This is a genomic window from Paracoccus sigandri (genome assembly GCF_003709565.1).
Classification (GTDB): domain Bacteria; phylum Pseudomonadota; class Alphaproteobacteria; order Rhodobacterales; family Rhodobacteraceae; genus Paracoccus; species Paracoccus siganidrum.
Genome location: NZ_QNRC01000055.1, coordinates 1 through 13765, shown reverse-complemented (window position 1 = coordinate 13765; position 13765 = coordinate 1). Strand labels below are relative to the sequence as shown.

The following is a 13765-nucleotide window of genomic DNA, read 5'->3' as shown; positions in this document are numbered from 1 at the left end:
AACGAAAGACCATCGAACATCGGCGCTTGCAGCACCGCAAGCTCGCCGCATAACATCAACCCCAAGACGAGGCCCGCTCTCCGCTAATCTAAGCCCCGATCTGAGCCAAATGTTCTGACGACGGACACACCCTGACCACCGGCATCTTCGCCGATGAAGCTTGGCCGGGTGTAACCAGCGGCGGCTTGCATGGCTTCGTTCTGTCGGCGGCGATCGAGCTGCCGCGCGGTCTGCGCATCAATGCCGTGAGCCCGACGATGGTTGCCGACTCGATCCGGGATTTCGCTCACCTGTTTCCGGGCATGAAGCCGGTGTCGATGGATCGGCTGATCGCAGCCTATGTCGATTGCGTGGAAGGCAGCGCGACAGGAGAGATTGTCAAGCTATACGGGATAAGGACCGCATGTGATGTCGCCCGTCCTGCGTCGCGCCGATGCCGGCCTGCCCATCCGGGGCTTGGACCGGAAGTGCGGCGGATATGCCTATGTCGTTTCTCCAGGTCCCCCGCAACGCCACTCCTGCCCCTTGAAGCGGTGGCTTCGGCCCCGCGACCTGGGAGGGTGCTGTTCGCCGGCTCACGCGATTGTCACCCGGAAATGGTCGATGCTGGCGGATGATGATGGTCCATCCACCAATCGGCGCGCCACCGCGCTGCCGCAGCCGGCAGAGGTTCGACATGCATATCCACGCCCAGAATCTCCTTTCCCTGACGTTCGCCGCAGCCCTGACGCTGTCGACCGTTCCCGCCATCGCCCATCATGGCTGGTCATGGGCCGATGGCGAGCAGATCACCCTCGAGGGAACGATCGAGGACATTTCGATGAGCCCTCCGCATCCAACCCTGCAGGTCAGGGATGCCGAGGGCACGGTCTGGCAGGTCGATCTCGGCAATCCGAACCAGACGGCGCGCTCGGGCTTCACCGGCGAGACCGCGCAGGTCGGCGACCCGATCACCGTCATCGGCAACCGCAACCAGGATCACGAACGCGCCCATATGAAGGCGGTCCGCATCGTGATCGACGAACAGAACTACGACATGTATCCCGAGCGCATCCAGGCCGACTGAACCCGTGCAGGACCTGGCGATCTGGTATGAGGGAACCGCCCTGGCCGGGGCATTGCGCGGCTCCGGCCATCTCTACATGGTCGTGAATGCGGCGCATATCCTTGGCATCGGCCTGTTGCTGGGCGCCATCATTCCGCTGGACCTGCGGCTTGTCGGGATCATTCGCAGCGGCCCGATCGGGATCGTCGGGCCGTTCCTGTCGCGGACGGCCGGCGTGGGACTCTGCATCGCGCTGTTGACCGGCGGCAGCTTGCTGTCGGTCAGCGCCAGCGAATATCTTCGGAACGACGCCTTTCGCTGGAAGATGGCGCTTCTCGGCCTCGGCATGCTGACCATTGCCGCGCAGCATGGAGGAGGGCGCTGGCGTCGGGCCGTCGAGACGGGCGTCCCCGACCCTCGCACGCGGTTTCTGGCGGCCTTGTCGCTGATGGTCTGGCTTTCGGTGCTGCTGTCGGGCCGGTGGATCGGCTTCCTGTGATCGCTGCGATGCGCAGGCCTGGCATGGGGGCGCTGGAGGCGTTGCATCAGCGACATCCTCGCCGCCGTGGCTTGGCAGGACGAAGCGGCCGGTCAGGTTCAGCCCAGGCTTTTCAGCAGCGCGGCCACCAGGACTTCCGGGCGATCTTCCTGCACCAGATGCCCGGCACCCGGAACCGGGATCAGCGGGCGATCCGAGATCATCGCGGCCAGAGCCTCGCCTTTCTCAAAAGGGATCCAGTCGTCCTGCTGCCCCCAGAGGACGGTGACGGGACAATCCAGCCGGTCATAGCGTGGCTCGACCTCGTCCGTGTAACGCTGGTCCATCTGGGCGATCTGCCTGTAGAAGCCCGCCTGGCCGTCGGGCCCGAGCCACGGGGCGCTGTAGATGGCCAGGGCCTCCTCCGACAGCGGATTATGCGCTGCCGTCTGCAGATAGGCGCGCAGCAGCGCCTTGTGCATGTAGTCCGGCATCCCGGCGAACGCCGCTTCATGCTTGCGCACATGCCGGACGAAAGGCGAGCCCCAGGGCGCGAGGGCAACCGCATCGAAGATCGTCAGCGAGGCGTAGCGAACCCCGTCCAGGTAATAGGCGCGCAGCGCCGTCGCCCCGCCGAAATCATGCGCCAGGACGTCCGGGCGCGCGAAGCCCCATTCGGCCAACAGCGCGGCAAGGACCCTGTTCTGCACGGCAAGCGATACGTCCTGTCCCTCGCGCATCTCGGACAGGCCATAGCCGACCAGATCGAAGTAGTAGACCGTTCTGCGGTCGGCAAGCTGCGGCACGATCCGGCGCCAGACCTGCGAGGAAAAAGGCGTGCCGTGGATGGCGACCAGTGGCGGTCCGTTGCCGATCCTGCCCCAGCGGACGGCATTGCCTTCGATGATCGAGATGTTCGGAAGTTCCAGCATCGCAGCGACTCGCATTGTCATTTAGCTAAGTGACGATATGATGCAAGGCATGGACAGATCAATGCAAATCAGGGCCATGGCCAGCGAACAGCGGCTGCGGATTCTCCAACTGCTGGCCCAGCCGGGCAGGCATTTCGGCCAGCAGTGGTCGGCTGATCCCGCGGAATTCGGCGTGTGCATGACGCTGATCGCCAAGGCGCTTGCCGTTGCCCAGCCGACCGCCAGCAGACATCTGGACATTCTCAGGCAGGCGGGATTCATCACCGTGCGCAAGCACCTGAAATGGTCCTATTGCAAGCGGGACGAGGGCGCGATCGGCGATTATCTGGATTGGCTGCGCCGGGAGGTTTCCGCGGCCTCGACCGGCAGCTGAGGGCTCCGGGCGTCATGGCAGGTCAAGGACCGGCCCCCGGAACGGCCATCTTCACGCGGCGTCACGGCTTACCCGACGGGCGACTTGACGCCCGAGGGTCGCCTTGCCGAAGGTCGACCCGGCCGCATGATGCGCGCAGCCGGAAACGAGACATGTCCGAAAGGCGGGAAGATGGCGACGGAACTGCTGATTGTCCTGGTGCTGCTGGCTGCGGCGATTGCGATGTTCGCGCTGAACCGGCCGCGCATGGACGTGGTCGCGATCCTGGCCCTGGTGGCGCTGCCGCTGACCGGCATCATCACCCTCGACGAGGCGCTGGCCGGCTTCAGCGACCCCAATGTCATCCTGATCGCGGCGCTTTTCGTTCTGGGCGAGGCGCTTGTGCGCACCGGGGTCGCGCAGCGCACTGGTGATCTGCTGGTGCGCCATGCCGGCGCGTCCGAGATGCGGCTGATCGCGCTGCTGATGGCGGCCGCCGCCGGGATCGGCGCCTTCATGAGCTCGACCGGCGTGGTCGCGATCTTCATCCCCATCGTGCTGCGGATCGCGGCGAAGATCGGGGTGGCACCGGGACGGCTGATGATGCCGCTGAGCGCGGCGGCGCTGATCAGCGGGATGATGACGCTGGTCGCCACGGCCCCGAACCTCGTGCTTGACAGCCTGCTCCGGCGCGAGGGGTATCAGGGCTTCGGCTTTTTCGACTTCACGCCGTTCGGGCTGCCGATCCTGCTGCTTGGGATCGGCTACATGCTGGTCGCCCGGCGCTGGCTGGCGGCGGAAAGCCCGGCTGCGGACAGCCGCCGGCCAAGGCTTGCCGACTGGATCGCCAGCTATGGCCTGGCCGGGCGCGAGTTCCGCCTGCAGCTGTCGGCCCGGTCGGGGCTGGTCGGCAAGCGGCTGGACCAGCTGGATCTGCGCGGGACGGCGGGGATCAACATCCTGGGCATCGAGCGGTTGACCACCTATGGCCGGCGGCTGATCCAGCCGCGGGCCGAGACCATCCTGCAGGCCGAGGACGCCCTGTTCCTGGACGTGTTCGGGGAAGGCACGGATATCGAGGCCTTCTGCAGCAGCCACGGGCTGCGCCGGCTGCCCATCTCGGGGCGCTACTTCACCGACCACGCGCAAGAGATCGGCATGGCCGAGCTGATCGTGCCGCCCGACTCGCCGCTTGTCGGCAGAAGCATCGCGCAGTCGCGGTTCCGGTCGGTCCACGGCCTTGCCGTCGTCGGCCTGCGCCGCGACAACCAGCCGATCGGGGATGTCGACGCGCGGACCGTGCTGCGCGGCGGCGACGTGCTGCTGTCGGTCGGTCCCTGGAGCCGGATCCGGCAGGTCCATCAGGGCCGGGACCTGGTCGTGCTGGCCCTGCCGGGCGAGATCGACGAATTGCTGGAGGCGCCTTTCCGCGCCGTTCCCGCCATCGCCATCCTGGCCCTTGTCGTCCTGATGATGATCACCGGCATCGTGCCTAACGTGCTGGCGGCGCTGATCGGCTGCCTGCTGATGGGGCTTTTCGGCTGTGTCGACATGGCCTCGGCCTATCGTTCGATCCACTGGCAGAGCCTGGTGCTGATCATCGGCATGCTGCCGTTCTCGCTGGCGCTCCAGAAGACGGGCGGCATCGACCTGGCGGCCGAGGCGCTGCGGATCATGGTCGGGGATTCGGCGCCCCGCGCCGCGCTGGCGGTGATCTTCGTGACCACGGCCATGCTTGGCCTGTTCATCTCGAACACGGCGACCGCGGTCTTGATGGGGCCGGTCGCGCTGGCGCTGGCCTCCGATCTCGGGGTGTCGCCCTATCCTTTCGCGATGACCGTGGCGCTGGCGGCATCGGCCGCCTTCCTGACGCCGGTGTCCTCGCCCGTCAACACCCTGGTCATAGGTCCGGGCGGCTACAGGTTCTGGGATTTCACGCGGATCGGAATGCCGCTGGTCGCCATCGTCCTGGCCGTCGCGATCGGGCTGGTGCCGGTGATCTTCCCGTTCCATCCGGGGTGATCTCAGGGCGTCCCGACGGGCGCTGCAAGGCCCGAGGTGATTTGGCATGTGACCCCCGCCGGTCAGGCCCCTTGCATCAGCGCCATTGTGGACAAGCGGGAAATTGATATATTAATATATCCATAAACCATCGCGGGGAGGACGATTTGGACGGTCGCAGCACCGGCCCGTCGAGCAAGGCGTGTCGAGGAAATCCTTCTCGTGCAGGGGACTCGGGCACCTTCGGCGGGGCGCGATGAGCGGACAGGACCGCCGCCTCGCCCTTGGCCTGATGCTGCTTGCCGCGGTCATGGCGGGGCTGGATGCGGTGATCGTGCGGACGCTTGCCGGCGGGGTGCATCCGCTGGTGATCGCGTTCTTCCGGGCGTTCTTCGGCCTGATGGTCGTGCTGCCCTGGATCGTGGCCCGCGTGGATCTTGCCGCCTCGCCCTATCGCGGGCTGCATGTGCTGCGCGCGGCGCTGAAACAGGCGTCGCTGGTGGCGATCTTCCTGGCCTTCACCCATGCGCCGCTGGCGGATGCCACGGCCATCACCTTCACCACGCCGATCTTCCTGACCCTGGGCGCATGGTTCTTCCTGAACGAGCGGATCGATCCCGCGCGGGCCATCGCGATCCTGTCCGGTTTCGCGGGCATCCTGATCATCATCCGCCCGGCTGGCGGCAGTTTCGATCCCTGGCTGCTCTGCGCCCTTGCCGGCGCGATCCTGACCGCGGTGATCCAGCTGGTCCTGCGCCGCATGACGCGCCTGGACAGTGCTGATCGCCTGGTGGCGTGGAACCTGCTGGCGATGGTGCCCCTGGGCCTTCTGGGCGCCCTGCCGGTCTGGGTCACGCCGACGCCCGCGCAATTGCTGCTGCTGGCCGCGCAGGGCCTGGTGGGGGCGCTGAACATGTCGCTGATAACCCGTGCCTTTTCGCTGGCCGAGGCATCCTTCCTGGCGCCGCTGGACTACCTGCGCCTGCCGGCCGTGGCGGTGCTGGCCTTCCTGTTCTTCGACGAGTTTCCCCCGTGGAGCACATGGGCCGGCGCCGCCGTCATCATCCTGGGAACCGTCATCGCCAGCCGGGGCGGGATCATGCGCAGAAGATGACCGGCCTTGCGAAAGCGGGTTCACAAAAATAACAAAGATACTAATATATCAGATTAAGGGCGGTGATTCGCCGCCCGGCCCGGAACGCGATGGAGGCGCCGACCGGCGCGATGCAGCAGAAAAAGGGGAGCCGCGCCACGGCCGTGCCCCCGCCGACACCCGAGGGGGAGGAAGGTGGCCACATGAAGACATTCATCGGCAAGCGAGCCCTGGCCAGCGCGATATCGCTGGTGGGGCTCGTCATTCTCGTGTTTTTCCTGTCCCGGCTGACCGGAGACCCCACGAACCTGTACCTGCCGCTGGATGCCACCACCGAGATGCGCGAGCAGTTCCGCGAACTGCACGGCTTCAACGACCCCTTGGTCGTCCAGTTCGGCCGCTATGTGGGCGCCCTGGTGCGGGGCGATTTCGGCAACTCGATCCGCCAGGCCCGCCCGGCGATGGAGGTGGTGCTGGAGGCCTTCACCTGGACGCTGTGGTTGGCCGCGATCACCATGACGCTAGTGACGGCGGCGGCGATCGTCATCGGGTCGCTGGCGGCCTTCAAGGTCGGCGGCATCTTCGACCGCATCGCCACCTTCTTCTCGCTGATCGGCGCCTCGGCCCCGGATTTCTGGCTGGCGATCGTCGCCATCGTGATCTTCGCGGTCAACCTGCACTGGCTGCCGACCTCGGGGACCGGCACGGCCCTGCATTGGGTGCTGCCGGTGGCGGTGCTGTTCGTGAGGCCCTTCGGCCTGATCCTGCAGGTGGTGCGCGGCTCGATGATCAGCGTGCTGGGATCCGCCTATGTGAAGACCGCGCGGGCCAAGGGCGTGCGCACCCGGCCGATCATCTTCGTACACGGGCTGCGCAACGCCATGCTGCCGGTCATCACGGTGATCGGCGACCAGGCCGCCGCGATCCTGAACGGCGCGGTGGTGATCGAGACGATCTTCGGCTTTCCGGGCATCGGCAAGCTGATGATCGATTCCATCCTGCTGCGCGATTTCTCGGTGGTGCTGGCCGCGATCATGGTCTCGGCGCTGGCGATCTTCATCATGAACCTGCTGATCGACCTGGCCTATGCCGCGCTCGATCCCCGTATCCGGTATTGAGAGATGAGCGTGACCGATATCCAGACCCCGTCCGAGCCCAGGGACCGCAGCACCTTCAGCCGGTGGCTGTCGATGCTGTGGGCCGACAAGCTGGCCTTCTTCGCGGCGCTGTTCCTGCTGGTCGTCGTGCTGTGCGCGCTGGTCGGGCCGCTGCTGTTCGGCGATCTTGCGACCCGCCAGAACCTGCGCGGCCGCAACGCGCCGCCCTTCGATCTGTCGAACGGCTGGGCCTATGTGCTGGGGGCGGATGCGCTTGGCCGGCCGCTGCTGCTGAGAATCATCGTCGCGGCGCAGAACACCATGATGGTCGCGGCGGGGGCGGTGCTTTGCTCGGCCGTCATCGGCAGCGGGCTGGGGCTGGTCGCGGGCTACAGCCGCAAGCGCGCCGCGCAGTGGATCATGCGGCTGGGCGACGTGATCATGTCCTTTCCCTCGCTGCTGCTGGCGGTGATCGTCCTCTACATGCTGGAGCCCTCGGTCGCCAACATCATCATCGTGCTGGCGATCACCCGCATCCCGGTCTATCTGCGCACCACCCGCGCCGAGGTGCTGGAGATCCGCGAGCGGATGTTCGTGCAGGCCGCCCGCGTCATGGGCGCCTCGGACCGCCGCATCGTCTTTCGCCACATCCTGCCGGTGGTCCTGCCCACGCTGGTCACCATCGCGACGCTGGATTTCGCCTTCGTGATGCTGGCCGAAAGCTCGCTCTCGTTCCTGGGCATCGGCATCCAGGCGCCGGAAATCACCTGGGGCCTGATGGTCAGCCAGGGCCGGCAATACCTGACCACCGCCTGGTGGCTGAGCTTCTGGCCGGGACTGGCGATCATCCTGACCACGCTGTCGCTGAACCTTCTGTCGAACTGGCTGCGCATCGCGCTGGACCCCGCCCAACGCTGGCGGCTGGAAATGAGAGGACGCAGGAATGGCTGAACATCTGCTGGAAGTCCGCGACCTGTCGGTCGAGTTCCACACCGCGGCGGGCACGGTGAAGGCGGTGCAGAACGTCAGCTGGCACCTGGACCGGGGCGAGACGCTGGCGATCCTGGGCGAAAGCGGCTCGGGCAAGTCGGTCTCGGCCTCGGCGGTGATGAACCTGATCGACATGCCGCCGGGGCGCATCACCAGTGGCAGGGTCCTGCTGAACGGTCGCGACATGCTGGCGATGACGGCCGAGGAGCGGCGCCGGATCAACGGCGCCCGGATCGCGATGATCTTCCAGGACCCGCTGGCGCATCTGAACCCGGTCTATACGGTCGGCTGGCAGATCGCCGAGATGGTGACCACCCATGGCGGCGCGGCGCGCGACGCGCAGGCCCGCGCGCTGGAACTGCTGGGCCGGGTCGGCATCCCCGATCCGCAGGCGGCGATGGGCAGGTATCCGCATCAGTTCTCGGGCGGGCAGCGCCAGCGGCTGATGATCGCCATGGCGCTGGCCATGAAGCCCGACATCCTGATCGCGGACGAGCCGACGACGGCGCTGGACGTGACCGTGCAGGCGCAGGTGCTGGCGCTGCTGGAAGAGCTTCAGCAGGAAACCGGCATGGGGCTTTTGCTGATCACCCACGACCTGGGCGTGGTGGCCGAGATCGCCGACCGCGTGGTGGTGATGAACAACGGCCAGATCGTCGAGACCGGCCTTGCCGCCGAGGTCTATCGCAACCCGCAGCACCCCTATACCCGCAAGCTGATCGATGCCGCCCCCGGCAAGGGCCAGATGCCCCAGGCGCGCGACCGCAGCGGCGCGCCGCTGCTGAGGGCCGAGAACCTGCACAAGCATTACGGCGCCTTTCACGCCCTGAAGGGGGTCGGCCTGACCATCATGCCGGGCGAGACGGTGGCGGTCGTGGGCGAAAGCGGCTCGGGCAAATCGACGCTGGCGCGGGCGATCCTGCGGCTGGACGATCCCGACAGCGGCAGCATCCTCTATCGCGGCCAGGACCTGATGACGATGACCCCGCGCCAGATCTTCGGCCTGCGCCGCGATCTGCAGATGGTCTTTCAGGACCCCACGCAATCGCTGAACCCGCGCATGACGGTATTCCAGCTGATCTCCGAGGCCTGGGTCATCCACCGCGACATCCTGCCGAAGGCGCAATGGAAGGCGCGGGTGGCCGAGCTGCTGGTCAAGGTCGGGCTGCGGCCCGAACATGCCGCGCGCTATCCGCACCAGTTCTCGGGCGGGCAGCGCCAGCGCATCGCGATTGCCCGCGCCCTGGCGATGGAGCCGAAGCTGATCGTCTGCGACGAGGCGGTCTCGGCGCTGGACGTGTCGATCCAGGCGCAGGTGATCGCGCTGCTGGACGGGTTGCGCCGCGAATTCGGCCTGTCCTATCTGTTCATCGCCCATGACCTGCCGGTGGTCCGCGATTTCGCCGATCGCGTCATCGTCATGAAGTCGGGGCAGATCGTCGACGAAGGCCCGGTGCGCGAGATCTTCGAGGCTCCCGGCCACCCCTATACCCGCGCCCTGCTGGCGGCCAGCCTCGACCCCGATCCCGAGGTCCAGGCCGCCCGCCGGCAGGCGCGCGCAAGCCAAGAGGAACGGATCCCCGCATGAAGCCCCATGTTCTGGTCGCCTATCCCCTGCGCCCCCGCCAGATGGAGGAGCTGGAGCGTCTCTATACCCTGCACAGGCTGGACCTAGCTTCGCCCGCCGGGCGCGACGCGGTCCTGGCGGAAGCCGGGCCGGTCTGCACGGCGATGGTGGTGAACGGCCATGTCAGCGTGGACGGGGCGCTGCTGGACCGGTTGCCGGTGCTGAAGCTGGCCGCCTGTTCCTCGGCCGGGTTCGAGCAGATGGACCTTGCCGAGATGACCCGTCGCGGGATCAGGCTGACCAATACCTCGGACGCGCTGGTCGACGACGTGGCCGATGCCGCCCTGCTGCTGATGCTGGCGGCGCGGCGCAGGCTGATCGAGGCCGACGCCTATGTGCGTTCGGGCGACTGGGCGCGAAAGGGAATGTTCCCGCTGACGACCGCGGCCGCGGGCAAGAGGGCGGGGATCGTCGGGCTGGGAAATATCGGCATGGCCATCGCCAGGCGCTGCGCGGCGTTGGGCATGAGCATCGGCTATTCGGGCCGCAACCCGAAGGCGGGCGTCGATCACGATTACTTCGCCGAGCCGGTCGGGCTGGCGGCATGGGCCGACGTGCTGCTGGTGGCGACGCCGGGCGGCGCAGCGACCGAGGGGCTGATCTCGGCTGCCGTCATCGACGCGCTTGGCCCGGCCGGGACGCTGGTCAACGTCTCTCGCGGAAGCGTGGTGGACGAAACGGCCCTGATCCGTGCCTTGCGGGAAGGGCGGCTGGGTGCGGCCGGGCTGGACGTGTTCCGCTGTGAGCCGGCACCCGACCCGGCGCTGACGGCGCTGCCGAATGTCACGCTCTATCCGCACCATGCCAGCGGGACCGAAGAGACCCGCCACGCGATGGCACGCCTGACGCTGGACAACCTGGCGGCGTTCTTCGCGGGCAAGCCGCTGCTGACGCCGGTGAACTGAGCCGGGCAGGGGCCGGGGCCTGCCCCCTGGCTCTGTCAGGCGAAGTAATGCGGAAATTCCTGCCGCAGATCCTCGACCTTGGCGACGGTCTGGCTGAGATGCGCGCGGATGGCATCGATCGCCGCGGCTTCGTCGCCCGCCGCGATCGCCTCGATGATCGCCCGGTGCCCTGCCAGGATGTTCAGCACCTTGCCCTTTTCGGGAAGATGCAGGCGGCGGATACGCTCCAGATGGCCCGAGCGTTCGCGGATCAGCTGGTGCAGCCCGCCGCGCTTCAGGCCCGAGAACAGGGTCTGGTGGAACAGCTCGTCCAGTTCCTGGAAGATCGCGATCTGGTCGGGATCGTCGGCCACCGCTTCCTGCATGCGGATGATGGATCGCGCCCGCGTCACGGTGGCATTGTCGCCCGCGCCGGCCAGCCTGCGGCAGACCTCGGTCTCCAGCGCCACGCGCAGGAAATGCGCCTCGTAGATCTGCGGCACGTCGATCCGGGTCACGACGGTCTTCGATTGCGGATAGATCCGGACCAGGCCCTCCTGCTTCAGCAGCTGCATCGCCTCGCGGATGGGGGTCTGGCTGACCTCGTAGGTTTCGGTCAGCTCGTTGCGCGAAAGCGTCGTGTCGGGCGGCAGTTGCAGGGTGATGATCCGTTTGCGCAGATCGTCATAGACACGCTGGACCGTGCCCCCCGGCAGGGTCGCCGCATGGGGATCGGACAGGCCGAAAGTCGAGGCGAGCGATGTGGTCATGTCGTGTCCCTTTCTGGCGAAATACTAGTTGGCCCCGATCTGGTGCACAACAATACAAATATAGCTGTTGATATACTTGCCAAACTAAAATATTAGTATTGATGAAGGCGCGCCAAACCGATTCTGGCGCGGAAGGAGGACGGATGGCCGGAAAGAAACCCAGCGATCTGCGCTCGGCGCGTTGGTTTGCGCCGGATGACCTGCGCAGTTTCGGGCATCGCTCGCGGATGATGCAGCTTGGCTATGGGGAAGAGGATTTCCGCGACAGGCCGGTCATCGGCATCCTGAACACCTGGTCGGAACTGAACACCTGCCATTCGCATTTCCGCGAACGCGCCAAGGACGTGCGGCGCGGCGTGCTGCAGGCGGGCGGCTTGCCGGTCGAGATGCCGTCGCTGTCGGTGGACGAAAGCTTCACCAAGCCGACCTCGATGCTGTATCGCAACATGCTGGCGATGGAGACCGAGGAAATGATCCGCTCGCACCCGCTGGATGGCGTGGTGCTGATGGGCGGCTGCGACAAGACCACGCCGGGGCTGGTGATGGGCGCGATCTCGGCCGGGGTGCCGATGATCTACCTGCCCGCCGGGCCGATGCTGCGCGGGAATTACGCGGGCAAGATCCTGGGGTCGGGCTCGGATGCGTGGAAATACTGGGACGAACGCCGCGCCGGGAACATTTCAGACGACGAATGGCTGGGGGTGCAGGGCGGCATCGCGCGCTCGGCCGGGGTGTGCATGACGATGGGCACGGCCTCGACCATGACCGCCATCGCCGATGCGATGGGCCTGACGCTGCCGGGCGCGTCCTCGATCCCGGCGGTGGACAGCAATCACCAGCGCATGGGCGCGGATTGCGGCCGCCGCATCGTCGAGATGGTCTGGGAGGACCTGACCCCCGACCGGATCGTGACCGAGGCGGCCTGCCGCAATGCCGCCGTGGTGGCGATGGCGACGGGCTGTTCGACCAATGCGGTGGTCCATCTGATCGCGATGGCGCGGCGGGCGGGGGTGAACCTGACGCTGGACGACCTGGACGCGCTTGGCCGCGTGACGCCGCTGATCGCGAATGTCCGGCCCTCGGGCAAGGACTACCTGATGGAGGATTTCTATTACGCCGGCGGGCTGCGCGCGCTGATGAAGCAGATCGCCGACCGGCTGGAGCTTTCCTGCCTGACCGTCACCGGCAAGACGATGGGCGCGAACCTGGAGGGCGCGCAGGTCTGGAACGAGGACGTGATCCGGCCGCTGTCCAACCCGGTCTATGCCGAGGGCTCGCTGGCGGTGCTGCGCGGCAACCTGTGCCCCGACGGCGCGGTGATCAAGCCCGCCGCCTGCGATCCGAAATACCACGTCCACGAAGGCCCGGCGCTGGTCTTCGACAGCTATCCCGAGATGAAGAAGGCGGTCGAGGACGAGGATCTCCAGGTCACGCCGGATCACGTCCTGGTGCTGCGCAATGCCGGGCCGCAGGGCGGGCCGGGCTTTCCCGAATGGGGGATGCTGCCGATCCCCAGGGCGCTGATCCGGCAGGGCCACCGCGACATGCTGCGCATATCCGATGCGCGGATGTCGGGGACGTCCTACGGGGCCTGCGTGCTGCATGTCGCGCCCGAGGCCCATGTGGGCGGGCCGCTGGCCCTGCTGAGGACCGGCGACATCGTGCGGCTGGACCTGCCCGCGCGGCGGCTGGACATGCTGGTCCCGGACGAGGAACTGGCCGCGCGCCGCGCCGCCTGGCAGCCGCCCCGGCCGCATTACGAACGGGGCTACGGCTACATGTTCCAGCGCCACGTGACGCAGGCCGACCAGGGCTGCGACTTCGACTTCCTGCAATCCGACTTCGGCCGCGCCGCCGGCGAGCCCGACATCTTCTGAGGACATCATGACCGGACATATCCTTTCCGACGACACCCGCGCGAAGCTGAAACAGGTCTCGACGGCCTCGATCGCGACGGCCCTCTACAAGCGCGGGCTGCGCAACCAGTTCATCCAGGGCGTGGTGCCGGTCGCGCCGAAGGATGAGAACATGGTCGGCCCGGCCTTCACCCTGCGCTACATCCCCGCGCGCGAGGACCGCAACCCGATCACCGTCTTCCGCGATCCCGACCACCCGCAGCGGGTCGCCATCGAGACCTGCCCGGCCGGCCATGTGCTGGTGATGGACGGCCGCAAGGATGCCCGCGCGGCCACGGCCGGCTCGATCCTGATCACCCGGCTGGCCCTGCGCGGCGCGGCCGGGGTCGTCACCGATGCGGGAATGCGCGACGCGGAAGGCATCGGCAAGCTGGACATGCCCGCCTATTTCGCCAAGGCGTCGGCGCCCACCAACCTGACGCTGCACGAGGCGCTGGACATCGATGTCCCGATTGTCCGTCGTCAGAACATTTGGCTCAGATCGGGGCTTAGATTAGCGGAGAGCGGGCCTCGTCTTGGGGTTGATGTTATGCGGCGAGCTTGCGGTGCTGCAAGCGCCGATGTTCGATGGTCTTTCGTT

At 67.0% G+C, this 13765-nt stretch carries 13 protein-coding genes; 11 read left to right on the top strand and 2 right to left on the bottom strand.

Annotation, left to right across the window (positions count from 1 at the left end; all coding sequences use genetic code 11):
• Positions 1–619: 619 nt before the first annotated feature.
• Both C9E82_RS22685 and C9E82_RS22680 read left to right on the top strand, forming a co-directional pair.
• Positions 620–1066, top strand: coding sequence for a DUF6152 family protein (locus C9E82_RS22685; protein ID WP_244936065.1), 447 nt, complete (start codon positions 620–622; stop codon positions 1064–1066).
• A 4-nt stretch (positions 1067–1070) separates the two neighbouring features.
• Positions 1071–1544 (top strand): DUF6644 family protein, encoded by a 474-nt coding sequence (locus C9E82_RS22680; RefSeq protein WP_119900591.1) that lies wholly within the window; start codon positions 1071–1073, stop codon positions 1542–1544.
• 98 nt (positions 1545–1642) lie between these two features.
• Here C9E82_RS22680 and C9E82_RS22675 read toward each other — a convergent pair whose 3' ends face one another.
• Positions 1643–2455, bottom strand: coding sequence for an alpha/beta fold hydrolase (locus tag C9E82_RS22675; RefSeq protein WP_119900590.1), 813 nt, complete (start codon positions 2453–2455; stop codon positions 1643–1645).
• Positions 2456–2495: 40 nt separating this feature from the next.
• Here C9E82_RS22675 and C9E82_RS22670 point away from each other — a divergent pair, with 40 nt between their 5' ends.
• The 7 genes from C9E82_RS22670 (at position 2496) to C9E82_RS22640 (ending at position 10520) form a co-directional block, all read left to right on the top strand.
• Positions 2496–2828 carry an ArsR/SmtB family transcription factor gene (locus C9E82_RS22670; RefSeq protein WP_240643670.1) on the top strand — a complete coding sequence of 111 codons (333 nt, stop codon included), beginning with the start codon at positions 2496–2498 and terminating at the stop codon, positions 2826–2828.
• 171 nt (positions 2829–2999) lie between these two features.
• On the top strand, positions 3000–4829 hold the full coding sequence (locus tag C9E82_RS22665; protein WP_119900588.1) for an SLC13 family permease: 1830 nt from the start codon (positions 3000–3002) through the stop codon (positions 4827–4829).
• Positions 4830–5064: 235 nt separating this feature from the next.
• The gene (locus tag C9E82_RS22660) at positions 5065–5922 is read left to right on the top strand and encodes a DMT family transporter (RefSeq protein WP_119900587.1); all 858 of its coding nucleotides are present in this window, start codon (positions 5065–5067) and stop codon (positions 5920–5922) included.
• Positions 5923–6104: 182 nt separating this feature from the next.
• Positions 6105–7019, top strand: coding sequence for an ABC transporter permease (locus tag C9E82_RS22655; RefSeq protein ID WP_119900586.1), 915 nt, complete (start codon positions 6105–6107; stop codon positions 7017–7019).
• Positions 7020–7022: 3 nt separating this feature from the next.
• Positions 7023–7949: an ABC transporter permease gene (locus C9E82_RS22650; RefSeq protein WP_119900585.1), complete on the top strand. Its 927-nt coding sequence runs from the start codon at positions 7023–7025 to the stop codon at positions 7947–7949.
• The gene (locus C9E82_RS22645) at positions 7942–9576 is read left to right on the top strand and encodes an ABC transporter ATP-binding protein (protein WP_119900584.1); all 1635 of its coding nucleotides are present in this window, start codon (positions 7942–7944) and stop codon (positions 9574–9576) included. The genes C9E82_RS22650 and C9E82_RS22645 overlap by 8 nt, the downstream gene beginning before the upstream one ends.
• A complete protein-coding gene (locus tag C9E82_RS22640; protein WP_119900583.1) occupies positions 9573–10520 on the top strand; it encodes a 2-hydroxyacid dehydrogenase in 948 nt (315 codons plus the stop codon). The genes C9E82_RS22645 and C9E82_RS22640 overlap by 4 nt, the downstream gene beginning before the upstream one ends.
• 35 nt (positions 10521–10555) lie before the next feature.
• On the opposite strand, the gene C9E82_RS22635 is transcribed toward C9E82_RS22640, so the two are convergent.
• Complete coding sequence (locus tag C9E82_RS22635) at positions 10556–11269, bottom strand: GntR family transcriptional regulator (protein WP_119900582.1); 714 nt, start codon at positions 11267–11269, stop codon at positions 10556–10558.
• A gap of 143 nt (positions 11270–11412) precedes the next feature.
• Here C9E82_RS22635 and araD point away from each other — a divergent pair, with 143 nt between their 5' ends.
• Together araD and C9E82_RS22625 are read left to right on the top strand one after the other, a co-directional pair.
• A complete protein-coding gene (gene araD / locus C9E82_RS22630) occupies positions 11413–13146 on the top strand; it encodes an L-arabinonate dehydratase (RefSeq protein WP_119900581.1) in 1734 nt (577 codons plus the stop codon).
• 7 nt (positions 13147–13153) lie between these two features.
• The coding region (locus C9E82_RS22625; RefSeq protein WP_119900580.1) for an RraA family protein at positions 13154–13765 on the top strand (612 nt) is incomplete at its 3' end.